Source organism: Kribbella qitaiheensis (assembly GCF_042657745.1).
Lineage (GTDB): Bacteria > Actinomycetota > Actinomycetes > Propionibacteriales > Kribbellaceae > Kribbella > Kribbella qitaiheensis.
The window spans coordinates 176,299-201,313 of the sequence record NZ_JBHSKE010000013.1 but is presented as its reverse complement, the minus strand read 5'-3'; the positions used below and the strand labels follow the sequence as shown (position 1 = coordinate 201,313).

The window sequence follows — 25,015 nt, the reverse complement described above, 5'->3', positions numbered from 1 at the left end:
TCATGCAGGTAACACGCCGCCGCCGGCGTGACGAGGAGGGCCAGTCAGGCCTGCTCGGCCGACGCATCGGACGCCGGGTATCACGGATCACAGCGGGTACCACCGCTGTCGCCGTGGTCGCCACCGGCTCCGGAATCGCATTCGCATCGACGCGCATGTTCGGGACCGACCAGGTCGGGCAGACCACCGACAAGGGCCTGGTCGTGTCCGGCGACCAGTACGTCGACCCGATCGGTCAGCGCCTCGTCATCAACAACGGCAAGATCATGTCGTCCTCGCTCAGCCCGGACGGCACCCACGTAGCGGCCTCGGTCACCGACGGCGGGATGGCCCTGGCCATCGTCGACCTGAAGACCTGGAAGGTGCAGCAGCTGGTCGGCAACAACGCCGCCGCGAACCTGCGCATCCCTGGCAACGACATCGGCCAGGAAGGCCCGACGTACTCACCCGACGGTTCGCAGCTGTGGCTGGGTCAGACCGACGGCTACCGACGGTTCACCGTGAACCCGGACGGCACCGTCGCCAACCCGACCTTCGTCTCGATCCCGGCGGACGGGCCCAAGCACGCGCTGGTGGGCGAGGCGGTTTTCTCGGCCGACGGCTCCACCGTGTACTCCGCGGTCAACGGCCAGAACCGCGTCGTCGCCATCAACACGGCGACCGGCGCCATCCAGCAGAGCTGGACCGTCGGCAACGCTCCGCGCGACCTGGTCACGGTCGGCACCAAGCTCTACGTCAGCAACGAGGGCGGGCGTCCGGCGAAGCCGGGTGACAAGACGCAGAACTCGTACAACACCCAGGTCCCGGCCGATCCGTCGACCGGTGCCACCACCACCGGCACGGTCAGCGTCATCGACCTGGCGAATCCGGCGGCTGCCGTCGCGAGCATCGACGTCGGGCTGCACCCGACCGCGCTGTACGCGAAGGACGGCGCGCTGTTCGTCACGAACACCGCGACCAATGACGTGTCCGTCATCGACACCGCCAAGGACAAGGTCGTCCAGACCATCGCCACGCGGCCGTGGCCCGAGGCGTCGGTGGGCTACGAGCCCAACGCGGTGACGCTGACCAAGGACGGCCACCTGCTGGTGACGCTCGGCCGCGCGAACGCGGTCGCCGTCTACCGCTACAAGAACGCGCAGGAGCCGGTCAGCTACGTCGGTCTGCTCCCGACGGACTACTTCCCCGCGGAGATCACCACCGCCGGCGACGACGTACTGGTGTCCAACACCCGCGGCATCGACGCCCGTCGCCCCACTACGGCCGCCGGGCACGGCACCCACGACACGACGTCGAGCCTGCAGCGGTTCAAGCTGCCGGACGACCACGCGATCCGCGCCGGCACGGCCAAGGTCTTCCAGCAGAACGGCTGGACCAAGAACTCGGTCGAGGTTGCCAAGGGCAAGGGCAACAAGAAGCCGGTACCGGTCCCGCAACGGCTCGGTGACCCGTCGACGATCAAGCACGTCTTCCTGATCGTCAAGGAGAACCGGACCTACGACCAGCTCTTCGGTGACATCCCGGCGGGCAACGGCGACCCGGCGCTGGCGCAGTACGGCGAGAACGTGACGCCGAACCAGCACGCGCTGACCCAGCAGTTCGGGCTGTACGACAACACCTACGACATCGGCACGAACTCCGCCGAGGGGCACAACTGGCTGATGCAGGCCGACAACCCGGAGTACACCGAGTCCTCGGCCGCTGAGTACCTGCGCAGCTACGACACCGAGGACGACGCGCTCGGCCACCAGCGGACCGGCACCATCTGGAGCGGTGCGCAGGACGCCGGGAAGAGTGTGCGCGACTTCGGCGAGTTCCAGCAGTTCCTGACCAAGCCGGCCGGTGCGAGCTGGCAGAACCTGTACTGCGACACCAAGAACATGGCGGCGACCGGCGCGAACACCGCCTACCCGCTGATCTCGTCGTCGCCGATCCCGTCGCTCAACGACGTGTCGGTGCACGGCTTCCCCAAGTTCGACACCGCGGTGCCGGACATCTACCGGTACGAGATCTGGGCGCAGGACTTCGCGAAGAACGGGCCGGCGAACCTGAACATGTTCTGGCTCTCCAGCGACCACACCGGTGGCCCGCCGAACGGAGCTGCCCAGGTCGCCGACAACGACCTCGCGGTCGGCAAGATGGTCGACACGATCTCGCACAGCAAGTACTGGAAGGACTCGGCGATCTTCGTCGTCGAGGACGACTCCCAGGCCGGCCTCGACCACATCGACGGTCACCGGGCGCCGATCCAGATCATCAGCCCCTGGGCCCAGCGTGGCGCGGTCGACAGCCACTACTACTCGCAGATCACGATGATCCGGACCATCGAGCAGATGCTCGGGATCAAGCCGATGAACCAGAAGGACAGCGCGGCCACCCCGATGGCCGGGGCGTTCACCAAGAAGCCCGACTACCGGCCGTTCACCGCGCTGCCCAACCGGACCTCGCTGACCGCAGGGCTGACAGCGCTGCCTTCCTGCGGCGCTGACATTCCGGCGGCCCAGAACCCGATGGCGGCGCCCGCTCCTAAGGCGACCGTGCCGGCGGACCAGCAGGACGTCGCGGCGAAGTGGGACAGCTGGAAGTCGCAGCAACGGCTCACCGGCACCGACGCCAGGGCCGACTTCGCCAACCCCGCTCAGATGAACCACCTGAGCTGGTACGAGGCGCACGACTGGACCAAGCCGTACCCCGGCGAGGACAAGATCGTCGCACCGGAGAACGTGCCGGGCGCCCTGATCCCATCAGCGGAGAACGACGGCTGACCTAGCCAGATCACAGGAACCCCTGGCCGGCTTCACCGCCGGCCAGGGGTCTTCTGTTTCTCCGGCCGATCAGGACTTGTCGTAGTGGCTGGGTGGGAACGGGTGTCGTTCGGTCAACGGGTAGAGCTCGCTCTCCTCCGTCTCGCGTTTGATCTCCGCCTGTTCCTCTCGATACTCCTCGGTGTCGGTCAGATCGTCCGGCGCGGGTTCATCGGTGGCCGGTGGGACGTCATCGGGGTCGTAGTCGTCGACGCCAGCTTCGACCCGCTCCTGCTCGGTGCGGCGGGCGAGATCGTCGTCGTCCGGGTGCAGCGGCATGCCGCCGTGCTCGCGCCGGTCGCGGTGAATGTCCTCCGACGTTTCGAAGGGTTCTTCAGTCATCGTTACCTCCATTGATCCGACGTCTCCGGTGGTGTGCTTTCCGAGCCTACTCGCGGCCCGCAGGTGGTCAGGTCTTGGCGTTGTGGGGGACGCCGGCCGCGGCGTACACGTCTGCCTCGTCGAGTGATTCGTGCTGGAGGAGTTGTTCGGCGATGGAGTCCAGGCGGTCGCGGTTCTCGCGCAGCAGTCGCCTGGCCTCCTGGTAGCACTCGTCGATCAGTCGCCGGACTTCTTCATCCACGGTGTTGAGGAGTTCCTCGGAGGCGCCGCCCAGCCGTGGGTCGCCCTCGGCGGGCAGGACGGAGACCGGGCCGACGGCCTTGGACATGCCCCAGCGGCCGACCATCGAGCGAGCGATCCTCGTCGCGGACTCCAGGTCGCTCTCGGCGCCCGTGGTGACCACACCGAGAACCTCCTGCTCGGCTGCCATCCCACCGAGGGCGCCGATGATGCGCCCGCGCAGGTAGTCCGCGTCGTAGCCGTACCGATCCATCTCCGGGGTGGAGAGCGTGACGCCGAGCGCGCGACCGCGAGGGATGATCGAGACCTTGCGGACCGGGTCGGCGCCGACCTGGATGATGCCGAGGAGGGCGTGCCCGCCTTCGTGGTAGGCGGTCCGGCGGCGCTCTTCCTCGCCCATCACCACGTTGCGCGCAGAACCGAGCTGGATCTTCTCCAGCGAGTCGGTGAGGTCATGCTGCCCGATCAGCGACCGGTTCTGGCGCGCGGCCGCCAAGGCTGCCTCGTTCATCAGATTCGCGAGGTCCGCACCAGTCATGCCGGGGGTGGATCGTGCCAGCGCGGCCAGATCGACGTCCGGCCCGAGCGGTTTGCCCCGCGCGTGGACCCCGAGTATCTCCTCTCGGCCCTTCTGATCGGGGGCATGGACCGTGATGGTGCGATCGAACCGGCCGGCCCGCAGCAGGGCCGGGTCGAGCACGTCCGCGCGGTTGGTGGCGGCCAGGACGATGACGCCCTCGGTGCCGGAGAAGCCGTCCATCTCGGTGAGGATCTGGTTGAGCGTCTGCTCTCCCTCGTCATGACCGCCGAACGAGCGCGCACCACCCCGAGCGCGGCCGATGGTGTCGATCTCATCGATGAAGATGATCGCCGGCGCGACCTTTCGTGCCTCGCCGAACAGGTCGCGTACCCGGCTCGCGCCCACGCCGACGATCGCTTCGATGAACTCCGAGGCGCTGGCCGAGAAGAAGGGAACTCGCGCCTCGCCGGCCGTGGCCCTGGCGAGCAGGGTCTTGCCCGTGCCGGGTGCGCCGGCGAGCAGGACACCCTTCGGAGCGCGGGCGCCGAGCCGCCGATACTTGTCGGGGTCCTTCAGGTAGTCGACGATCTCCGCGATCTCTGTCTTGACCTCATCGATGCCGGCGACGTCGTCGAAGGTGGTTCGGACGCTCTCGGGATCCACTGGCTTCTTCTGACCTCCACCGAGAAGGCCGCTCAGCCCGCCCGCGGCCGCACGTTGCTGCCGCCTGAACAGCCAGAGGTAGAAGCCGACCAGCAACAGGATCGGGGCGAAGGAGATCAGCAGGTTCAGGAGCACACCTCGCTGCTGGGTGACCGGAGTGGCCCGCACGGTCGCTCCGCTCTTCTCCAACGCGGCGAACAGATCGTCCGAGGCGAACGTCGGTCGTTCAGTGGTGAACTTCGTGTACGTGGCGTCGCTCTTGCCAGGGACGGTTGCCGCCTTCTTGAGCGTGCCCTGGATGGTGTCGCCGCGGGAGAACACCTCGGCGACATTGCCCTTCTCGACCTGGATCGTGAACTCGGTATAGGCGACCGTCTCCGTTCTGCCCGACATCCGGTCCTGCATCGTGGTCACCAGGAACAGCAGCAGGTAGCCGCCGGCGATGATCGCCGCGAACCGGAGCCACCGTGGCCGGCGGGGCGGTTTCCCGGCGTTCGGCGGCACACCCTCCGTGCGCCACGGCTGATTGCCCGGCCGCGGGCCGTCTGCGCGACCGTCGCGGCCGGCCGAGTTCTGCTGGGGCGGGGACTGGTCCTGCTCACTCATGGTCGGCTCCGCTGATCAACGCACGCGTCCGGATTCGCGCCCTCTGCCCAACATAGGACTTCAGACGCAGCCTGTCTTTGTCCTCACCGCGCAGCCTCAGCTGCTGGTGAGCGCCGGGTCGCTGGGGTGTGGCGAGAGCGGTATGACGTCATCGGTGCGCCAGATCCGCAGCGGCATCGAGGCGAGGACCTCCTCGAGTTGCTCGGCGTCGTCGGCGGCGAACAGCCCGAGCGTGCGCCATTCGCCTGGTTGCAGCGGGGGGCGCCACAGACGCAGCAGGTGACCCTGGGCCGCGAGTTCCCGCGAGTGTGCGGCCTCGCGGGTGCGGATGTCCTGGACGGCTGCGTCTGAGGTTCCGTCCGGAACGTGGGTGGTCATGGTGACGAGATATTCCATCGCTCAGGACTCCCGGCGGGAGAAGATCTGGAGGAAGAACAGGAAGACGTTCAGGATGTCGAGGAAGATCGACGCGGCCAGCAGCGGCGCCGCGTTGAGGTCCGTCGACCGCCGCAGCCGCTGGAAGTCGACCATCGTGAGGCCGGCGAAGATCACCAGCCCGAGAATCGAGTAGATCAGCGCGCCGCCGGGAATCTGCACGAAGATCAGCACGATGCCGAACACGATCAGCGCCACCAGGGCCCAGGACCCGATCCGCGCGATCGCGCTCAGGTCGCGCCGGGTGGCGTAGCCCGCCGCTCCGAAGCCTCCGATGAACAGCGCGGTCGCGCCGCCTGCCTGCCAGAGCGCCTGCGGATCCGCGCTCGCGTAGTACGCGAGGGTCGGTGCCGTGGCCAGTCCCATCAGCAGACCGAAGGCGGCGAGGAGCCCGACGGTCAGGTTGAGCGACTTGCGGACCGCGAACTGCATGCCGATCAGGGTGGCGAACGCGGCGATGAACGCGACGATGCCGACTCCGCCGGCGAGGTCGCGGCCCAGGTAGGCGCCGAGTGCGAACAGGCCGGCGGTGAGCGCGACGTATCCCATCGTCTGCGCGAACAGGGTGTGGGTCCGGTCGCGGGCTGTCGCCCCGGCCGGCGGGTAGGCGATTGACTCGCTCATGGCATTCGGTTTCTCCTTGTGTCGGTTGGCGTTCAGGTGGGCAGTTCGGTGCCGGTCTGTTCGGCGACGATGTACGCGGCGTACCAGTCGGGCCAATTCGCGTCTGCCTCGCCGGTGCGCTTCTCGTGCTCGCCGTGGGCGGTCGCCGCGCGCCGTAGTAGGGCGGCGACGTCGCTGACGGAACCGATCGCCGTCGTCGAAGCGTCAACGCGCCCGGGCAGCCGGCTGGTGATCTCCTGCAACAGCCACGTATTGCCGTCGGGGTCGCGGAAAGAGGAGCGGGAGAAGTAGCTGCGCCGCTCGGGATCAAGGCCGCTGACCAGACCGTCCGGGCTGAGGTGGGTGAACTCCTCCACCTCGACACCAGCGCCGACCAGCGCGTTCCGGGCCGCAACGATGTCGGAGACGATCACGTACCCCGTGGCCGAACCGGGCTCCGCCGAGGTGAGGATCGGGCCGAACTGGACCGAGCACCAGGAGCCGGGCGGGGTGAACTGGGAGACGCCGGGTGGGGTGACGTCCTGCCGCCAGCCGAGGCGGCCGTAGAACTCGTTCGCGCGGTCCATGTCCGAGACCGGAATGACGATCACCTCGACCTTCATGTCGAAGGTCCCGAGCCGTGCCGTCGCGCCGCCGCCGCTGCGCGCGTCTGTCGTGTTCATCGCTGCCTCCCGGTGGTGGTGGATGTGTCAGATCCACCCTCGTCGGCTTGGCCCCGCGTCGAACCAGGGAAACCCCCTGGCCGAGTCCCGTGTGCAGCGTAGGCCGCCGCACCAGGGACGAGCAGTCGCCACCAGGTGTGCACAAATCGTGACCACCCGTGCCAGGGATCGGCTGGGCGGTCGCCGGGCACGTCGAAGAGCCTCAGCGCACCCGTACCGCCGCCTCACGAGATTCAGTTTGGAATAACCCACGGGCAGCGGTGATTTCCAGCAGGCAACCAGGGTCTTTCACTGGTTCGACGGAGCCGCTGAAGGACGAAGGTTGTTTGAGCCAGCCGTTTCCGACCTTCTCGGAGATCCACAGCGCACTCACGAATCGAGGAACGATGACGATCGCAAGGGAATGCACTCAACACCCGCCGCAGCTGCTCGAGAGGCCTGCGAGAGGTCGGTGCGCTGCTGGGCGAGGTCTGCGAGAGATCCGTCTGCCGGTCAATGCTCTGGCGTGGAGTACTGCGCTGAGCGCGGCCGAGGAGTGGGGCCGATCATGAAGGACGTCGTGTACCTCGCCGTTTGTGTTGCCGTCTTTGCGGCCGTCTGGTTCGCGCTGCGGGGGGTGGAGAAGCTGTGAGCGCCGAGAACATCGCCGGCCTGGTGGTCGCCGCGGCTCTGGTCCTCTACCTGATCGCCGCGCTGGTCTTCGCTGAGAGGTTCTGATGTCCGACACCGCCGCCGGTCTGTTGCAGGTCGTCCTCCTCGTCGTGCTGCTGGCGGCCGTCTACCGCCCGCTGGGCGGATACATGGCCCGGGTCTACACGTCCGAGAAGGACTCCCGGGTCGAACGAGGTACCTACAAGCTGCTCGGGGTTGATCCGAAGGCCCAGCAGACCTGGGGCGTGTATGCCCGGTCCGTGCTGGCCTTCTCCTTCGTCGGCCTGATCCTGCTCTATGTGTTGCAGCGGGTGCAGTCGCACCTGCCGCTGTCGCTGGGTCTGCCGGACGTCGAACAAGGGCTGTCGTTCAACACGGCCGCCTCCTTCGTGGCGAACACCAACTGGCAGTCGTACTCGCCTGAGGTGACGATGGGTCACCTGGTCCAGTTCGCCGGCCTCGCCGTGCAGAACTTCGTCTCGGCTGCGGTCGGCATCACCGTCGCGGTCGCGCTGATCCGTGGTTTCGCCCGGACGAAGACCGACCGGCTCGGCAACTTCTGGGTCGACCTGACCCGGACGGTACTGCGGATCCTGCTGCCGATCGCCGTAGTCGGCGGTCTGGTCCTGGTCGCGATGGGTGTCGTCCAGAACCTGTCCGGTGCGCACGAGGTCACCTCCGTGGTGGGCCAGACGCAGTCCATTCCGGGTGGCCCGGTGGCCAGCCAGGAAGTGATCAAGGAGCTGGGCACCAACGGTGGTGGCTTCTACAACGCCAACTCCGGGCACCCGTTCGAGAACCCGAACGGGCTGTCGAACCTGTTCGAGATCTTCCTGATGCTGGTGATCCCGGTGGCACTGACCCGCACCTTCGGCCTGATGGTCAAGGACAAGCGGCAGGGCTACGCGATCCTCGGCGTGATGGCCACCCTGTGGGTGGCGTTCACCTTCGCCGTGACCCTGTTCGAGTCGCAAGGCGCCGGTACTGCGACCCGGGCGGCCGGGGCTGCGATGGAAGGCAAGGAGACGCGGTTCGGGGAATGGGCGTCGACCCTTTTCACCTCGACCACGACAGGTACCTCCACAGGTGCCGTCAACGCCGCGCATGACTCATACACCCCACTGGGCGGCGGTACCGCGCTGTTCCACATGATGCTGGGAGAAGTCACACCGGGCGGTACCGGTTCAGGTCTCTACGGCATGCTCGTGCTCGCTGTCCTGGCGGTCTTCGTCGCTGGGTTGATGGTCGGCCGTACTCCGGAGTATCTGAAGAAGAAGATCACCGCGCGCGAGATGAAGCTGGTCTCGCTGTACATCCTGGCGACACCGTCGCTGGTTCTCGTCGGCGCGGCCGTCGCGATGGGGCTGGCGACAGCGCGAGCGTCGATCTTCAACACGGACAGTCCGCACGGATTCTCCGAGGTGCTGTACGCGTTCACCTCGGCCGGCAACAACAACGGCAGCGCGTTCGGTGGCTTGAGCGCGAACATCCCGTTCTATAACACCGCGCTGGGCCTGGTGATGCTGCTCGGCCGGTTCGTTCCCATGATCCTGGTGCTCGCCTTGGCGGGGTCGTTCGCCAGCCAGCAGCCGGTTCCCGTGAACGAGGGCACGTTGCCCACTCATAAGGCCTTGTTCGTCACGATGCTTGTCGGTGTTGTGCTGATCGTCACCGGCCTGACCTACTTCCCTGCACTTACTCTCGGACCCCTTGCGGAGGGACTGTGACCACCCTGATGGAGCCGCCCGCATCGAAGGCGGCCGTGACTCCCAAGAAGGCACCGTCGGGTCTGTTCGACCCGAGGATGCTGCTGACCTCTCTGCCGGACGCGTTGCGCAAGCTCGATCCGCGGGTGATGGTGAAGAACCCGGTGATGTTCGTGGTCGAGGTGGGCGCCGTCGCGTCCACGATCCTGGCTATCAAGGATTCGTCGGTGTTCGTCTGGTGGATCGTCGTCTGGCTCTGGCTGACGGTGCTGTTCGCCAACCTGGCCGAAGCGGTGGCGGAGGGCCGGGGGAAGGCGCAGGCGGAGACCCTGCGCCGGGCGAAGACCGAGACGACGGCGCGACGGTTGACTGCCGACGGTGTCACGGAGGAAGAGGTGCCTGCGGTCGCCCTGCAGTTGGGCGACCGGGTGGTTGTCGAGGCCGGTCAGATTATTCCCGGTGACGGTGACGTGGTCGAAGGTGTCGCGAGCGTGGATGAGTCGGCGATCACGGGTGAGTCGGCGCCGGTGATTCGGGAGTCTGGTGGTGACCGGAGCGCGGTGACCGGTGGGACGAAGGTGTTGTCGGACCGGATCGTGGTGAAGATCACCACCCGGCCGGGTGAGAGCTTCATCGACCGGATGATCGCGCTGGTCGAAGGCGCGTCGCGGCAGAAGACGCCGAACGAGATCGCGCTGAACATCCTGCTGGCGAGCCTGACGATCGTGTTCTTGATGGCGACGGTGACCCTGCCGCCGTTCGCGAACTACGCGGGTGTGAACCTGAGCATCGTCGTGCTGGTCGCGCTGCTGGTGTGTCTGATCCCGACCACGATCGGTGCGCTGTTGTCGGCGATCGGTATCGCCGGGATGGACCGGCTGGTGCAGCGCAACGTGCTGGCGATGTCGGGCCGCGCGGTCGAGGCCGCCGGTGACGTGAACACACTGCTGCTCGACAAGACCGGCACCGTCACGCTGGGCAACCGGCAGGCCTCGGAGTTCATCCCGCTGGCCGGGGTCACCGAGACCGAACTGGCCGACGCGGCGCAGCTGTCCAGCCTGGCCGACGAGACTCCCGAAGGCCGCTCGATCGTCGTCCTGGCGAAGAGCCGGTACGGGCTCAGAGAGCGCACCACAGGGGAGTTGCCGCACGCAACGTTCGTGCAGTTCACCGCGCAGACGCGGATGAGTGGCGTGGACGTCGACGACCGGCAGGTTCGCAAGGGTGCGGCGGGAGCCGTGAACGCCTGGATCAGCAGCCAGGGCGGCAGGGTCGACAACGCGCTCGGCGAGATCGTGGATGGCATCTCGGCCTCCGGCGGTACGCCGCTGGTCGTTGCCGACAGCAAGGGTGGGGTGGCCCGGGCGCTCGGCGTGATCCACCTCAAGGATGTGGTCAAGGAAGGCATGCGGGAGCGGTTCGACCAGATGCGCGCGATGGGCATCCGGACCGTGATGATCACCGGTGACAACCAGTTGACCGCGAAGGCGATCGCCGAGGAGGCCGGGGTCGATGACTTCCTGGCCGAGGCGACGCCTGAGGACAAGATGGCGTTGATCAAGAAGGAGCAGGAAGGTGGCCGGCTGGTCGCGATGACCGGTGACGGCACCAACGACGCTCCGGCGCTGGCGCAGGCTGATGTCGGGGTCGCGATGAACAGCGGCACGTCGGCGGCGAAAGAGGCCGGCAACATGGTCGACCTGGATTCGAACCCGACGAAGCTGATCGAGATCGTGGAGATCGGCAAGCAGTTGCTGATCACGCGTGGTTCGCTGACCACGTTCTCGATCGCGAACGACGTGGCGAAGTACTTCGCGATCCTGCCGGCGCTGTTCGCGGCGGCCTACCCCGGTCTGGACAAGCTGAACATCATGCGGCTGGACTCGGCGGAGTCGGCGATCCTGTCCGCGGTGATCTTCAACGCGCTGGTGATCGTGGCGCTGGTGCCGCTGGCGTTGCGAGGGGTGCAGTACAAGCCGTCGTCGGCGTCGGCGATGTTGCGGCGCAACCTGTTGATCTACGGTGTCGGCGGGCTGATCACCCCGTTCATCGGCATCAAACTCATCGATCTGCTGATCTCGCTCATCCCGGGCATCGGCTGAGGAGGGGACTGACAATGGCAGGCAATCGAAACGCGCTGGCCCAGTTCGGGGTCGGTATCCGGGCCGTGGTGGTCCTCACCGTTCTCCTCGGGGTCATCTATCCACTGGTGATGACCGGTGTCGCGCAGGTCTTGTTCCACGGCAACGCCAACGGCTCGATGATCCAGGTCGCCGGCAAGGATGTCGGGTCCGACCTGATCGGCCAGGCCTACACCAAGCAGGCCGTCAAGGACGGCAAGCCCGAGGTCGACGCCGATGGTGCGCCGGTGATGGTGGCGGACCCCCTGTGGTTCCAGACCCGGCCGTCGGCCGTGGACTACGACGGGGCCGGCAGCGCGGCGTCGCAGTTCGGTCCGAACAACGCCGACCTGCTGGCGGCGGTTCAGGAACGCCGGAAGGCCGTCGCCGACCTGGAGGGTGTGAACCCCTCGCAGGTGCCGCCGGACGCGGTCACCGCCAGTGGCAGCGGCCTCGACCCGCAGATCAGCCCGGCGTACGCCGCGCTGCAGGTCAACCGGGTTGCCCGGGAGCGTGGGCTGGACGTGGCCAGGGTGAAGCAACTGGTCGAGGACAACACCAAGGGACGGACGATCGGGTTCCTCGGGGAGCCGACGGTCAACGTGGTCACGCTCAATCGTGATCTCGCCGCCCTGAATTGAGTCACGATGGGTCTATGAGCAGCGGTCGCGGGCATCTGAGGATCTACCTCGGCGCCGCACCTGGCGTGGGCAAGACCTACAAGATGCTGGAGGAGGGGCAGCGGCGGCGGGAGCGCGGTACGGACGTGGTGGTCGGTTTCGTGGAAACCCACGGCCGGTCACACACCGCCGCGCTGCTGGATGAATTGGAAGTCGTGCCGCGGCACATCCTGGACTACCGCGGTGCGAGTTTCACCGAGATGGATCTGGATGCGCTGCTGGCCCGGCGGCCCGAGGTGGCGCTGATCGACGAGCTCGCGCACACCAACGTGCCGGGCAGCCGGAACGAGAAGCGCTGGCAGGACATCGACGAACTGCTCAGCGCGGGTATCAACGTGATCTCCACGGTGAACATCCAGCACCTCGAGTCGATCAACGACGTGGTCGAGAAGATCACCGGCGTGCCGCAGCGCGAGACGGTGCCGGACCGGGTGGTCCGGGCGGCGGACCAGATCGAGCTGGTCGACATGGCCCCGGAGGCGCTGCGCCGGCGGATGGCGCACGGCAACGTCTACGCGGCGGACAAGGTCGATGCTGCCCTGGGCAACTACTTCCGGGTCGGCAACCTGGCGGCTCTGCGGGAACTCGCGCTGTTGTGGCTGGCGGACCGCGTTGACGTGGGGTTGCAGCAGTACCGTTCTCAGCACGAGATCGACTCCACCTGGGAGGCGCGCGAGCGGGTTGTGGTGGCGCTCACCGGCGGACCCGAAGGTGAGACCCTGATCCGGCGTGCCGCCCGCATCGCCGCCCGCTCGTCCGGCGGCGACCTGCTCGCCGTTCACGTCACCCGCTCGGACGGCCTGACCGGGGCGGATCCGGGCCGGCTCGCCCTGCAACGTCGGTTGGTCGAGAGCCTCGGTGGTACCTACCACCAAGTGGTGGGCGATGACGTCCCGGCCGCGCTGTTGTCGTTCGCCCGCGCGGAGAACGCGACGCAGTTGGTGCTCGGCGGCAGCCGCCGGTCCTGGTTCTCCTCGCTGTTCGGGCCGGGCATCGGGGCGAGCGCGATCCGCGAGTCCGGCGACATCGACGTCCATATCGTCACCCACTCGGAGATGGGTCGGGGCCGGTTGCCGCGACTGCGCGGAAGCCTCTCGCGCCCGCGGCAGGCTTACGGGTTGGTACTCGCGCTCGCGCTGCCGCCGCTGCTGGCGCTGCTGCTCGGACTCGGCGGCGACACGCTGAACCTGACCAGCAACGTACTGGTGTTCCTGCTCGGCGTGGTCGTCGTGGCGCTCGTCGGAGGGCTCTGGCCCGCCTTGCTCACGGCAGTAGCAGGCTCGCTGGTGCTGAACTACTTCTTCACCCCGCCGACCGGTACCTTCAGTATCGCCGACGCCAACGACGTGCTGGCACTGGCGATCTTCGTGCTGGTGGCTGCCTTGGTCAGCTCGGTGGTCGACCGGGCCGCCCGCAGGACCCGGCAGGCGGCGAGATCGGCGGCCGAGTCGGAGACCCTGGCCACGTTGGCCGGCACGGTGCTGCGTGGCGAGACGGCCCTGCCTGCGCTGCTGGAGCGGGTCCGGGAGGCGTTCGGGATGACCAGCGCCTGTCTGATGGAACGCATCGACACCGACGAACTGGTGGAGACCTGGCGCCCGCTCGCTTCGGCCGGTACTCCGACCTGCCGCCGCCCGGAGGATGGCGACGCCGAGATCCCGGGCCGCGAGGACCTGGTCCTGGTGCTGCAAGGTCGCTCGCTGGCAGCCGACGAGCGTCGACTGGTCGGCGCCTTCGCTGCGCAGGCGGCCGCCCTGGTGGATCGGGCGCGGCTGAGTGAGGCGGCCGCGGAGGCCAAGCCGCTCGCGGAGGCGGACAAGCTTCGTACGGCGTTGCTGCGCGCCGTCGGCCACGACCTTCGGTCACCGCTGGCGTCCGCCAAGGCAGCTGTCACCAGCCTCCGCAGTTCCGACGTCGACTGGACCGATGACGAGCAGGACGAGTTGCTCGCGACGGCCGACGAGTCGCTCGACCGCCTGGCCCGCCTGGTCGACGACCTGCTCGACCTGAGCCGCCTGCAGGCCGGAGTGCTCCCAGTGTTCACGCGGTCGGTGGCACTCGACGAGATCGTGCCGGTCGTGATGGCCGGACTCGGTGACGATGGCGCCAAGGCGACGGTGGACATTCCGCCCACGCTTCCGCTGGTGGCAGCGGATCCGGTCCTGCTGGAGCGCGTGCTCGCGAATCTGCTGGCCAATGCGCTGCGCTACTCGCCTCCTGGCCGCCCGCCACTGGTGACCGGCAGCGCGCTGGGGGAGGTCGTCGAGATCCGCGTCATCGATCGCGGTCCGGGTATCCCGGCCGCTGAACGGGACCGGATCTTCGCGCCCTTCCAGCGGCTCGGGGACACCGACAACACCGCCGGCGCCGGACTCGGCCTGGCACTGGCGCGCGGCCTCGCCGAGGCGATGCACGGCACCTTGGAGCCGGAGGAAACGCCTGGCGGAGGTCTCACCATGGTCGTCTCGATCCCGGCGGCGCCCAGCAGCCCGGACGACACCCCGGTACCGGGCAGCCGTGAGCGCGCCGAGCCAGAAACGGGGGAGCGCTACTGACACCGATGCGAGTGTGCGACTGGTTAGGGTTCGTCCATGGGTAGCAGCGTGTACATCGCGTCGGTGGAGGGTTACACCGGGAAGTCCACTGTGGCTCTGGGGGTACTGGAGCAGTTGTCGCGGCGGGTCGAGCGGGTAGCTGTGTTCCGGCCTATCGTGCGGCCGGACACGGCTCTGTACGGGGGGCGCGACTACGTGCTCGATCTCCTCACCTCCCACGACGCCGTCCCGCTGTCTTACGAGGAAAGTGTCGGAGTCACCTACGACGAGGTGCACCGGGATCCCGATGCCGCGCTGGACCGCATCGTGCAGCGCTACCGCGACGTGGCCGACAGGGGTGACCCGGTGCTCATTCTGGGCAGTGACTACACGGACGTGGGCACGCCGACGGAGTTCGCCTACAACGCGAGGATCGCCGCCAATCTGGGTGCGCCCGTGCTGCTCGTGCTGAACGGTTCCGGCCGTACTCCGGAGGAGCTGCGCACGTTGACCGAGCTGGCCACTGCCGAGCTGGCGGCCAACCACGGCTCGTTGTTCGCGGTGATCGCCAACCGTGTCGACGAGGATCAGCTTGCCCCGACCATCGCCGTACTGGCCGGCGCGGGCGTCCCGGCGTACGCCATCCCCGAGGAGCCACTGCTCAGCGCACCCTCGGTCGCGGACCTCATGCCAGCGGTTGCCGGGCAGCTGCTCAGCGGTGACCCGCAGTTGCTGTCCCGTGAAGTCAGCGGGATGGTGATAGCCGCCATGACCATGCCCAATGTGCTCGACCGGCTGTTCGAAGGGGCGGCCGTGGTCACCGCGGCGGACCGCCCTGAGGTGGTCGTCGGTGTGCTGATGGCGCATGCCTCGCAGAACTTCCCGCAGGTCTCGGCGATCTTCCTCAACGGTGGTTTCGCGCTGCCGGAACAGGTTCGGCGGCTGATCGAGGGCGTCGGCGTCACCCTGCCCATCATCGAGACCGACCTGGGCACGCACGCGGCCTCCACCGCCCTGACCGCGGTACGAGGCCGAGTCACCAAGGACTCTCCGCGCAAGGTGGACCGGGCGCTCGCGCTGTTCGATCGGTACGTCGACGGCGCCGCGTTGCTGGATCGGCTCGCGGTGGCGCGGAGCAGCGCGGTGACCCCGCTCATGTTCGAGCATCAGGTGGTCGACGAGGCGATGGCCGACCTGAAGCACATCGTCCTGCCCGAGGGTGAGGAGGAGCGGATCCTGCGGGCGGCCGACGCGCTCCTGCGCCGCGGCGTCGCGCAGTTGACCCTGATGGGGGATCCGATCGCGATCAGCGCCAAGGCCGCCGCCCTCGGTGTGGACATCTCGGCGGCGCGGATCGTCAGCCCGGACGACGACGAGGTACTGCGGGAGCGGTTCGCCCAGGAGTACCACCGGCTCCGTCAGCACCGTGGCGTCGACCTCGACCGGGCCCGCGACGTGGTCAGGGACGGGTCCTACTTCGGCACGATGATGGTAAAGCTCGGGCTCGCCGACGGGATGGTGTCGGGTGCCGTCCACACCACCGCGCACACGATCCGGCCGGCTCTCGAGGTGGTCAAGACGCTGCCCGGGGTGTCCGTGGTGTCGTCGGTGTTCTTCATGTGCCTGGAGAACCAGGTCCTCGTGTACGGCGACTGCGCGGTGAATCCCGACCCGACCGCCGAGCAACTCGCCGACATCGCGATCTCCTCGGCCGCGACCGCTGCGGCTTTCGGGATCGAGCCGCGGGTCGCGATGCTGTCGTACTCGACCGGTGCCTCCGGCACGGGCACCGACGTGGAGAAGGTGTCCAAGGCAACCGGGATCATCAGGGAGCGCGCGCCCGAGTTGCTGGTGGAGGGGCCCATTCAGTACGACGCCGCGATCGACGCCGCGGTGGCGAAGACGAAGCTGCCTGGTTCGCAGGTGGCCGGCCGGGCGACGGTGTTCATCTTTCCCGACCTCAATACCGGCAACAACACCTACAAGGCTGTGCAGCGATCGGCGAACGCGGTCGCTGTCGGGCCAGTGCTCCAAGGTCTCCAGAAACCCGTGAACGACCTCTCCCGCGGCGCCACGGTGCGGGACATCATCAACACGGTCGCGATCACGGCCATCCAGGCTCAACAGGAATCTGCGATAGCCGCGGAGAGCACCGAGAGGACCGACCGGTGAGCGATCACGTGCTGGTCATCAACGCGGGATCCTCGTCCCTGAAGTACAGCCTGGTCGACGCCGCGTCCGGGGAGGCTGCCGCGGTCGGTCTCATCGAGCGCATCGGTGAGTCGCAAGGCCACCAGCTGCACCGCGGACCGAACGGCGAGACCAGTACCGCGCTGTCGATCTCGTCCCACGAGGATGCCCTGAAGGCGGCGATCAACGCCTTCGAGACGCAGGGCCCTTCCCTCGACGAGCTCGACATCGTTGCCGTGGGCCACCGAGTCGTGCACGGCGGATCCTGGTTCGCCGACCCGGTCCTTGTCGACGACGAACTGATCGCGAAGGTCACCGAACTCGTACCGCTGGCCCCGCTCCACAACCCGGCCAACCTCGAGGGCATGCGGGTGGCACGCCGTCTGTTCCCCGACCTGCCGCAGGTGGCAGTGTTCGACACGGCCTTTCACCAGACCCTCGAACCGAAGGCCTACACATATGCGGTTCCCCACGAGTGGCTGAAAGACCACGGGATCCGGCGGTACGGCTTCCACGGCACTTCGCACGCGTTCGTCTCCGGCGAGGCCGCACGCCTGCTCGAGTGTGATCCGGTGGACGTAAACCTCATCGTGCTCCACCTGGGCAACGGGTGTTCCGCGACCGCGGTACAAGGCGGGCGGTCAGTGGACACGTCGATGGGGATGACCCCGCTCGAGGGGCTGGTGATGGGAACGCGGTCCGGCGACCTCGACCCGGCGATCCACGGGCACCTGGTCCGCGAGCTCGGCCTGCCGCTGGACAAGATCGACCGGCTGCTCAACTACGAGTCCGGGTTGAAGGGCCTGAGCGGCGACAACGACTTCCGGGAGCTGGCGAAGCGGCGGGCCGCCGGCGACGACCGGGCGCAGTTGGCCTTCGACGTCTACTGCCACCGGATCAGGAAGTACGTCGGGGCGTACTACGCCGTACTGGGCACCGTGGACGCCATCGTCTTCACCGCGGGAGTAGGCCAGAACGCCGCGGAGGTGCGCGCCGCCTCACTCGAGGGCCTCGACCGCCTCGGCATCCAGCTCGACCGGGAACGCAACACCGCCGCCTCGGACAAGGGCCGCATCGTCTCCACCGACGACAGTCCGGTGGCCGTCCTGGTCATCCCCACCAACGAGGAATGGCAGATCGCCCGCGAGGCACTCAGCGTCATCCGCCCTTGACGACTCGATCCGGGAAAGCCTTGCTAGTACTAGTACCTGGGGCCGGGCGGACGGAGGAGCCATGGCATCGCCATCTCACGACAGGCAGGACGCGGAGCAGCGGATGCTTGGCGCGGTACCGGGGGAGCCTGCACTCGGGCGCGGGCCCGCGCCTGGCGGTGACTACTCGCGCCACGAGTACCACCATCCTGCGGCGGGGTGGGGTGCGGCACGCAGCGTCGGGAGGGTGCTCGAGCGGGCGGGGGAGCCGGTAGAGGGCTTCCGGGCGCTGTTCGTGATGAACCAGGAGGACGGCGGCTTCGACTGTCCGGGCTGCGCGTGGCCGGACGATCCGCACGGGCTCCACCTCGACATCTGTGAGAACGGGGTCAAGCACGCCACTTGGGAGCTCGCTCCCGCGAAGGTCGACCGCGAGTTCTTCGCCGGTCACACCGTCACCGAGCTGGTCGAGTGGAGCGACTACGACCTCGAGGCGGTGGGGCGGCTCGCGGAGCCGATGAGTTACAACCCGGCGACCGACAAGTACGAGCCGATCTCCTGGGAGGACGCCTTCGCGCTGGTCGGCGGAACCCTCCGTGGGTTGGATACTCCCGATCAGGCGTCGTTCTACACCTCCGGGCGGCTCAGCAACGAGGCCACGTTCCTATACCAGCTCTGGGTGCGCGAGTTCGGCACGAACAATCTCCCGGACTGCTCGAACATGTGCCACGAGGCGAGCGGCCGGGCGCTGACCGCGGCGATCGGGAGCGGCAAGGGCACCGTCGACCTGCACGACTGGGAGATCGCGGACGCGATCTGGCTGATGGCCGACAACGCCGCGACGAACGCGCCGCGGATGCTGACCTGGCTGGCCGAGGCCGACCGGCGCGGCGCCCAGCTCGTCCACATCAACCCGCTGATCGAGGCCGGCTCCCGGCGGACGATCATCCCGCACGAGTTCGCCCACATGGCGACCTTCCACGCGACCGCCACCGGAACGATGAACGTGCAGGTGCGGATCGGCGGCGACCTCGCCCTGCTGCGCGGCGTCGCCAAGGCCGTCTTCGAGGCGGCCGAGCAGAATCCGGACGTTCTCGACCACGAGTTCATCGAGCAGTACACCCACGGCATCGACGAGTACCGCGCGCTGGTCGAGGCCACCGCCTGGGCGGACCTGGTTCGCGATGCCGGTGTGGACGAGGCCGGGATCCGCAGGCTCGCCGACTCGTACCTGGCCACGGAGCGCGTCATCATCGCGTGGTGCCTCGGCCTCACGCAGCACGAGCACGGCGTCGACACGGTGCGCGAGATCGTCAACCTGCTGCTCCTGCGCGGCAACCTCGGCCGGCCGGGCGCGGGACCATGTCCTGTCCGTGGGCACAGCAACGTGCAGGGCAACCGCACCTGCGGGATCAACAACCGTCCGGATCAGGCGTTCCTCGATCGGCTCGCCGACGTGTGCGGGATCGACCCGCCGCGCGAAGCGGGTCTCGGCACGGTGGGGACGATCGAGGCGATGCAGAGCGGCGACGTGAAGATCTTCGTCGCAGTCGGCGGCAACTTCGCCCTCGCCAGCCCTGATCTTCGGTACACGTTCGAGGCGCTTCGGAAGTGCGAGCTGACCGTGCAGGTGAGCACGAAGCTCAACCGCAGCCACATCGTGCACGGCAAGCGGGCGCTGATCCTTCCCTGCCTCGGCCGCACCGACCAGGACATGCAGGCGGGCGGCGTCCAGGGGATCACCGTCGAGGACTCGATGTCGATGGTGCACATCTCGTACGGGATGAAGGAACCCGGTTCGCCTCAGCTCCGCTCCGAGTGCGCGATCCTCGCCGGACTGGCCCAGGCCACGCTGCCGGAGAGCAGCACGCCGTGGCAGAACTACGCCGACGACTACGACCGCATCCGCGACACGATGGCGCAGGTGCTGCCCGGGTTCGAGGACTTCAACACGCGTGCCCGCCACCCGCACGGCTTCCGCATCCATCAGCCGGCCCGGGAGCGTGACTTCCGGACTCCCTCGGGTCGGGTCGAATTCTCCCTTGTGCCGCTTCCGGACGACGTCGATCCGGGTGAGGGCCGCCTGACGCTTGCGACGGTCCGTTCGCACGATCAGTTCAACACGACGATTTACTCGAACGACGACCGGTACCGCGGGCTGAAGGGCCTGCGCACCGTCGTGTTCATGAACGAGGACGACCTGCGCGAGCGCGGCCTCGAGGAGTTCGACCTGGTCGACATCACGAGTTTCTCGAAGGACGGCACGAAGCGCACGGTGCACGGCTACCGAGCCGTCCGCTACGAGATCCCACCCGGCTGCGCGGCCGGCTACATGCCGGAGCTGAACGTCCTCTGCGGCATCGCCGACTTCAGTACCCAGAGCGACCAGCCGGTGACCAAGCACCTAGTCGTCGAGGTGACACCCACTCGCAAGGTCCCGCCGGCCGACTGACTCCCGCCGCATCAGTTGCCGACAAGCTGCTTCTGACGACGGTTCCAGAACGGCGTGGGATAACGGCGTACGGCGCTGTAGTAGCGGGCGCGATCGATGAGGTAGGTGGTGCACTCGCTATCGCGGATTGACTCGTAGCGGGCGATCAGAGTCGCGGCCTCGCCGGGTCGATCGAGTAAGCCCGCCAGCGTTTCTGCAGCGGCATCGGCGGTCCGCAGGGCTCGCGGTACGCCGCTGCCGGAGACCGGGTCGACCGACAGGGCAGCATCGCCGACCGCGATCCAGGGTCGGACATCGTCTCGGCGGATCGTGCGCTGGCTGGCGGCCGGGTACACCCGTAGCGCCGATGTGGGCGACCTCGGACCGACGCGTTCTGCCGTGGCGGTCGTTGCCTGCAGGCGGTTGTGCCACGCCTCGGCTCCGGTCAGACCGTCGCGCCGGCACAGGTCGGCATCGGTCATGAGCATCCCGACCATGGCATCCCCGGGCAGCGGCGCTGTGTACCACCAGCCGTCCGCAGCCGATTCGACCAGCAGGTACTGCTCGTCGGTCACGTTCACTCCCTGCCAGTAGGCGGTGATCCCGACGAGCCGGTCGAAGGCGAGGCGTCGCGCGCCCAGTGACCGGCCGAGGACAGCAGATCGGCCGGTGGCATCGACCACCAGCCGCGCGGCCAGCCTGCGCTCGCCGGAGCAGACCACGTTCCAGGCGGCGCCGTCGTAGCGGCAGTCCACGAGGGTCTTGCCCAGCAATTCGTCCGCGCCGGCCTCGGCGGCTGCGTCCGCGAGCATCCGGTCGAAGGCGCGGCGGTCGACGTGCCAACCGCTGGCGTATCCGCTGGCCAGGTGCGAGTGCTCCGCCGGGTCCGGCTCGTCCCAGATACTGCGCGTCCCCCAGGACGGCAGCGACCGCAGCGCACAGAACCGGTCCCAGACACCCAGGTCGTGCAGCAGGGGCTGGACGGCCGGGGCAAGCGTCTCGCCGACTCTGGGGCGGTCGAAGTGGCTGCGTTCCAGCAGTGCCACCGACCTGCCCGTCGATGCCAGCCGCAGAGCCGTCGCCGCGCCGGCGGGGCCACCGCCGACGACAATGACTTCGTACGTCGCGGGCACGATCAGTCTTCCTTCTGATGGCCGCATCCGCAGTCCTGAAGGCACTTGCGGGCCTTGTCCAGGTCGATACCGAGCTTGCGCAGCAGACGCTCGTCGAAGACGCCGTCCTTCAACAAGCAGGACAGCAGCTTGCAAAGCGCATCGTCGATCTGGCCGCCGCCGCTCTGACCACCGGTGGACCCGCTGTCGTCCCCGCCACGCCAGACCGCCGCGGTGACAGTACGTTCCCGGGTGAACGGTCGCCCCGAGCGAGTGCGGCCCCGGGCGCGAACCCGTACCTGGTAGACACCAGGCGCGGTGGTGCCGAAGCTGCCGGCGAACTCCCCGGATCCGGTCGGGGCGAGCGTCAGCGTCGCGACTGACCGATCCGGGCGGGTGACCTCGGCCCAGACGTACGGGTCTCCCTCTACAGGCACACCCGACTGGGTCAGCGTGGCGCTGACAGCCACGTGGGCGCCTGGCTCGTACCCCCGTTGGTTTGCGGCCGCCCGGAGAGAAACGTTCGAGTACGAGTGCACCACCAGGCTGTACGGCAGGCCACGCCGTCCGGTTGCGCTCTCGTCGGCGGCGGGCTCCGGCACTGAGGTCGGCTGGTTCGTCTCCTGCGCGACCGCGAACGCCCGCTCGAACTCGAACGGTCGCCGCTGCGGCCGGGCCGGCCGTTCCCTGCCGCCGGCGCGTCCCCTGAGAATCGAGAGGTCGGCCCCGTCCGAGTCGTCCGGTGTCGGTTCGGTATGCGGTCGGCCAATGGTCAGCAGCGCGTGCCAGGTGCCGGCCTGGTCGAAGCGGTTGGGCCGCAACTGGATCGGAAGCGCGATCCGGTAGTAGGCCACCCCCGCGCCGGTTTCGTATCGCATCGCCGGCTCGATCTGTGCCCGCCACGGCTCGATGAGCAAACCGTTGGGCGTCTGCAGGCGGAAGTCGACGACATCGGGCCGGGACGTGAGCAACACGACCTCGACACCGGAGTCGGCATCGCAGAGCTGGAACGGGATGCGGTGTACCGCGCCCCGAGTGAGCTCGCCGTCGGGGTCGAGGACCACCTCTGCATTGCTGATCCCGGCAAGCACCTGCAGGAAGTACTTCTGCAACAGGAACCGGTTGTCACCGCTGATCGCGCCCGTCACGAGCAGGAAGCCGCCGTTGTTGCCGGACACCGTCTGCAGGGCGGGCACGCTGATGTTCTGCGGCTGGCCGAGACCCACGGCGTACGTCTGCTCGTTGATCTGGCCGGCGACGTCGGAGATCATGCGTGGGCTGTTCTCGATCCCGTCGGTGAGCACGACCAGAGACTTGACGTCGAACGCCGGTGCCGCGGTGAGCAGCCCCCTGCCTTCGAAGATGCCGTCGCCGATGGAGGTCGCGCCCTGGGGGTCCAGGGCGTTGCTGTTGATCACGTCGTGGGTGGCGCCGCGGTTGAGGTCTCCCAGCCCTCCTGACCCGAGCGGCAGCACGGACTGCAGTGGCTGGGCGTCCTGGTTGTAGCGAACGATGCCGACGCCGTCGCCCTCCAGCATGAGGTCGACGAAGATGTTCGCCGCCTGCTGGAGCGACGCGTGCTTGCTCTGCCCGTCGCCGCGGTCCTCGCTCATGCTGCCGGAGCGGTCCAGCACCAGTGCGGTCGCCGCCGTCTTCCGTGCGACGGTGTTGCCGTCGACCGTCACCTGCCAGGTCTGCCCGGAGGCAGCCTCGCGCACGGTCAACGTCTGAGGCGGGATGGCGGACGGCGCGACCCCGGTCCGGTAGATGACCCACAGCCGCGCGGTCGCCACCGCGTTGGTCGCGGTGGGCCCGACCGTCACCGAGGTGTTCGCGGCGAGGAGTTGCGGATGGGCCGGCGCCCCACCGGGCGCGTAGTCGAGAGTGACAGCGGAGCCGGGGGAGAGCACCTCGAACGAAATGGCGAGGGCTGCCTCGCGCACCATGCCCATCGGCCCCTGTGGCACGTCGATGAACCGCAGGCTCGGCGTGAGGAGGGTGATCGATGCCTCGTCGCAATGCTCCACCTCGACGTGCTCGGCTCCCTGCTGTACGACGAAGCCGAGGGTGTGCCACAAGGCGACCATGTCGTCCATGCTGTTGACGTCGCGATCCCAGCGGGCCGGGCTGCCGGAGTCCTGAGCGATGACGTCGTTCGGGCGAGGCACCGGCCACCAGTTGTCGCCGCACGCCTTGAAGTCGGCCTGCCAGGGCAGCGCCATGGCCTGGCTGAGAGTTCCTGCGGCGATCCCCGACGCCAACCGGAATGCCTCGGCGTACGGGAGCTCGATGATCGGACGATCACCGGCGGAGAGCCCGCCGGCTTCGATCCCCGGGAAGAAGGCTCCGCCCACACCCGCTTCGAGGGCCGCTCGGTCCAGGCCGTCGGGAGTCAGGTCGCTCTCCGGCTCCGGTACGCCGACCCAGTCAGCCGAGTAGATGCCCGCCTGCCAGCGTTGCAGGTGCGCCAACTGGGTGGGCGTGAGCACCGAGTCGCCGCCGTTCAGCGCGGGCATGTCCCCGGACGGCCGGAGTCGCGAGAAGATCGCGTCGACGAGAGGCTGGGAGGTGACGGGGTCGGGCCACGAGTGGGCGCCGAAGATCCCCTCGACCCAACGCATGTCCCGGGCTCGTTGCAGGATCGGATAGACGTCGCGCGTGTACGACGTCGTGGTCGGCGCGGGAAGCAGCCCCAGGTCGATCATCCTCTGCAGAACGCGGTCGTACAGGGTCGTCGGGCTGTCCTGGTGCGGCGCGTACTTCGGCGGCGCGACGATGACCCAGGCACCCTCGACAGCAGGCGACGAGTTGTCCGCCCGGAGCGTGATCGAGGCGGTCACCGGGCCGTCGGACACGTCGTCGTACCAGCCTTCGTTCCCCCAGAAACTACCGATCACGTTCCCGGCGGGCGATGCGGCGGTCCCGTGTCCGCCCAGCACCAGCAGATGGTTCGCGTCATCGCTGCGGATCTCACCGAGTGGCACCGTGACCACCGGTTCGCCGGAGAAGTGGATGGATCCGTTGTCGAAGAGCAGACGCTGGTCGGGGCCGGTCAGGGTGCGCTGGCCGGGATCGATGGTGAGGTCGCCGGCCGATTCGCTGTTGCCGCGGTCCGGGTGGGCTGCCTTCGCGTTGACCAGGTGAACGGTCCACGCGATGTCGGCACTGTCGTCGTCGATCTCCTCGACGCTGCCGTCATCGTGGTGGGCGAAGATCCGGAAGCGAGCCGCCTGCCGCTTGATCCGGCACTGGGAATCCTTGAAGCCGCCCGGCGGATCCGGTATCTCCCCGACCCGCTCCGGTGCCAGGAAGAACTCGTCCGGGCTGTTGCCGACCCGCGCGATGCCGATCGCCGGATGGATCTTGTACGTCGTCGCCATGGTCGTCTCCCTCGGCTTCGGGCCCTAACCTGAGGAGCCCCCGACCCGGACCGGAAATACAGCGACCTGGCGTTTACGCCCCTTGCAGGGGTCAATTGCTGGTGGTTTCCTGAATTTGGGGAAGTGCCGCGGCGAGGGCCTTCGTACTGCCTCGGGGAGCCGTG

General features: G+C 68.1%; 16 protein-coding genes. 9 read left to right on the top strand and 7 right to left on the bottom strand.

The genetic code is table 11. From position 1 onward, the window contains the following. Positions 1-2 precede the first annotated feature (2 nt). Entirely contained in the window at positions 3-2,765 is a 2,763-nt protein-coding gene (locus ACFPJ1_RS13530) for an alkaline phosphatase family protein (protein ID WP_380103941.1), read from the top strand. Positions 2,766-2,834: 69 nt separating this feature from the next. Here the strand turns inward: ACFPJ1_RS13530 and ACFPJ1_RS13525 are convergent, their stop codons facing one another. The 5 genes from ACFPJ1_RS13525 to ACFPJ1_RS13505 all read right to left on the bottom strand — a co-directional run bounded on the left by ACFPJ1_RS13525 (position 2,835) and on the right by ACFPJ1_RS13505 (position 6,896). Continuing rightward, on the bottom strand, positions 2,835-3,146 hold the full coding sequence (locus ACFPJ1_RS13525; RefSeq protein WP_380103940.1) for a hypothetical protein: 312 nt from the start codon (positions 3,144-3,146) through the stop codon (positions 2,835-2,837). A gap of 67 nt (positions 3,147-3,213) precedes the next feature. Continuing rightward, positions 3,214-5,175, bottom strand: a complete 1,962-nt coding sequence (ftsH, locus tag ACFPJ1_RS13520) for an ATP-dependent zinc metalloprotease FtsH (RefSeq protein ID WP_380103939.1) — start codon at positions 5,173-5,175, stop codon at positions 3,214-3,216. A 96-nt stretch (positions 5,176-5,271) separates the two neighbouring features. Then, positions 5,272-5,571: a muconolactone Delta-isomerase family protein gene (locus tag ACFPJ1_RS13515; protein WP_380103938.1), complete on the bottom strand. Its 300-nt coding sequence runs from the start codon at positions 5,569-5,571 to the stop codon at positions 5,272-5,274. 3 nt (positions 5,572-5,574) lie between these two features. Further along, complete coding sequence (locus ACFPJ1_RS13510; protein ID WP_380103937.1) at positions 5,575-6,234, bottom strand: Bax inhibitor-1/YccA family protein; 660 nt, start codon at positions 6,232-6,234, stop codon at positions 5,575-5,577. Between the two features lie 32 nt (positions 6,235-6,266). Next, the gene (locus ACFPJ1_RS13505; RefSeq protein ID WP_380103936.1) at positions 6,267-6,896 is read right to left on the bottom strand and encodes a VOC family protein; all 630 of its coding nucleotides are present in this window, start codon (positions 6,894-6,896) and stop codon (positions 6,267-6,269) included. Between the two features lie 627 nt (positions 6,897-7,523). Between ACFPJ1_RS13505 and ACFPJ1_RS13500 the strand changes: the two genes are divergently transcribed. The 8 genes from ACFPJ1_RS13500 (at position 7,524) to ACFPJ1_RS13465 (ending at position 20,380) form a co-directional block, all read left to right on the top strand. Next, positions 7,524-7,613 carry a potassium-transporting ATPase subunit F gene (locus tag ACFPJ1_RS13500; RefSeq protein ID WP_380103935.1) on the top strand — a complete coding sequence of 30 codons (90 nt, stop codon included), beginning with the start codon at positions 7,524-7,526 and terminating at the stop codon, positions 7,611-7,613. Further along, the gene (gene kdpA, locus ACFPJ1_RS13495) at positions 7,613-9,274 is read left to right on the top strand and encodes a potassium-transporting ATPase subunit KdpA (RefSeq protein ID WP_380103934.1); all 1,662 of its coding nucleotides are present in this window, start codon (positions 7,613-7,615) and stop codon (positions 9,272-9,274) included. The genes ACFPJ1_RS13500 and kdpA overlap by 1 nt, the downstream gene beginning before the upstream one ends. An 8-nt stretch (positions 9,275-9,282) precedes the next feature. Beyond that, positions 9,283-11,355: a potassium-transporting ATPase subunit KdpB gene (gene kdpB, locus ACFPJ1_RS13490; protein WP_380104025.1), complete on the top strand. Its 2,073-nt coding sequence runs from the start codon at positions 9,283-9,285 to the stop codon at positions 11,353-11,355. 14 nt (positions 11,356-11,369) lie between these two features. Further along, on the top strand, positions 11,370-12,014 hold the full coding sequence (gene kdpC, locus ACFPJ1_RS13485; RefSeq protein WP_380103933.1) for a K(+)-transporting ATPase subunit C: 645 nt from the start codon (positions 11,370-11,372) through the stop codon (positions 12,012-12,014). Between the two features lie 14 nt (positions 12,015-12,028). Then, positions 12,029-14,608: a sensor histidine kinase gene (locus ACFPJ1_RS13480; RefSeq protein ID WP_380103932.1), complete on the top strand. Its 2,580-nt coding sequence runs from the start codon at positions 12,029-12,031 to the stop codon at positions 14,606-14,608. Positions 14,609-14,644: 36 nt separating this feature from the next. Then, a complete protein-coding gene (gene pta, locus ACFPJ1_RS13475; RefSeq protein WP_380103931.1) occupies positions 14,645-16,759 on the top strand; it encodes a phosphate acetyltransferase in 2,115 nt (704 codons plus the stop codon). Then, positions 16,756-17,949, top strand: coding sequence for an acetate/propionate family kinase (locus ACFPJ1_RS13470; RefSeq protein ID WP_380103930.1), 1,194 nt, complete (start codon positions 16,756-16,758; stop codon positions 17,947-17,949). Before pta ends, ACFPJ1_RS13470 begins: the two co-directional genes overlap by 4 nt. A gap of 61 nt (positions 17,950-18,010) precedes the next feature. Beyond that, positions 18,011-20,380, top strand: a complete 2,370-nt coding sequence (locus tag ACFPJ1_RS13465) for an FdhF/YdeP family oxidoreductase (RefSeq protein ID WP_380103929.1) — start codon at positions 18,011-18,013, stop codon at positions 20,378-20,380. Between the two features lie 11 nt (positions 20,381-20,391). On the opposite strand, the gene ACFPJ1_RS13460 is transcribed toward ACFPJ1_RS13465, so the two are convergent. Both ACFPJ1_RS13460 and ACFPJ1_RS13455 read right to left on the bottom strand, forming a co-directional pair. After that, on the bottom strand, positions 20,392-21,492 hold the full coding sequence (locus tag ACFPJ1_RS13460; protein ID WP_380103928.1) for an NAD(P)/FAD-dependent oxidoreductase: 1,101 nt from the start codon (positions 21,490-21,492) through the stop codon (positions 20,392-20,394). A gap of 2 nt (positions 21,493-21,494) precedes the next feature. Beyond that, positions 21,495-24,851: a LodA/GoxA family CTQ-dependent oxidase gene (locus ACFPJ1_RS13455; RefSeq protein ID WP_380103927.1), complete on the bottom strand. Its 3,357-nt coding sequence runs from the start codon at positions 24,849-24,851 to the stop codon at positions 21,495-21,497. Positions 24,852-25,015 lie beyond the last annotated feature (164 nt).

Coding starts and splice junctions, on each gene's coding strand:
- kdpA (WP_380103934.1), top strand. CDS start 7,613: ATGTCCGACACCGCCGCCGGTCTGTTGCAGGTCGTCCTCCTCGTCGTG.
- ACFPJ1_RS13530 (WP_380103941.1), top strand. CDS start 3: ATGCAGGTAACACGCCGCCGCCGGCGTGACGAGGAGGGCCAGTCAGGC.
- ftsH (WP_380103939.1), bottom strand. CDS start 5,175: ATGAGTGAGCAGGACCAGTCCCCGCCCCAGCAGAACTCGGCCGGCCGC.
- ACFPJ1_RS13455 (WP_380103927.1), bottom strand. CDS start 24,851: ATGGCGACGACGTACAAGATCCATCCGGCGATCGGCATCGCGCGGGTC.
- ACFPJ1_RS13510 (WP_380103937.1), bottom strand. CDS start 6,234: ATGAGCGAGTCAATCGCCTACCCGCCGGCCGGGGCGACAGCCCGCGAC.
- ACFPJ1_RS13505 (WP_380103936.1), bottom strand. CDS start 6,896: ATGAACACGACAGACGCGCGCAGCGGCGGCGGCGCGACGGCACGGCTC.
- kdpB (WP_380104025.1), top strand. CDS start 9,283: ATGGAGCCGCCCGCATCGAAGGCGGCCGTGACTCCCAAGAAGGCACCG.
- ACFPJ1_RS13515 (WP_380103938.1), bottom strand. CDS start 5,571: ATGGAATATCTCGTCACCATGACCACCCACGTTCCGGACGGAACCTCA.
- pta (WP_380103931.1), top strand. CDS start 14,645: ATGGGTAGCAGCGTGTACATCGCGTCGGTGGAGGGTTACACCGGGAAG.
- ACFPJ1_RS13480 (WP_380103932.1), top strand. CDS start 12,029: ATGAGCAGCGGTCGCGGGCATCTGAGGATCTACCTCGGCGCCGCACCT.
- kdpC (WP_380103933.1), top strand. CDS start 11,370: ATGGCAGGCAATCGAAACGCGCTGGCCCAGTTCGGGGTCGGTATCCGG.
- ACFPJ1_RS13525 (WP_380103940.1), bottom strand. CDS start 3,146: ATGACTGAAGAACCCTTCGAAACGTCGGAGGACATTCACCGCGACCGG.
- ACFPJ1_RS13465 (WP_380103929.1), top strand. CDS start 18,011: ATGGCATCGCCATCTCACGACAGGCAGGACGCGGAGCAGCGGATGCTT.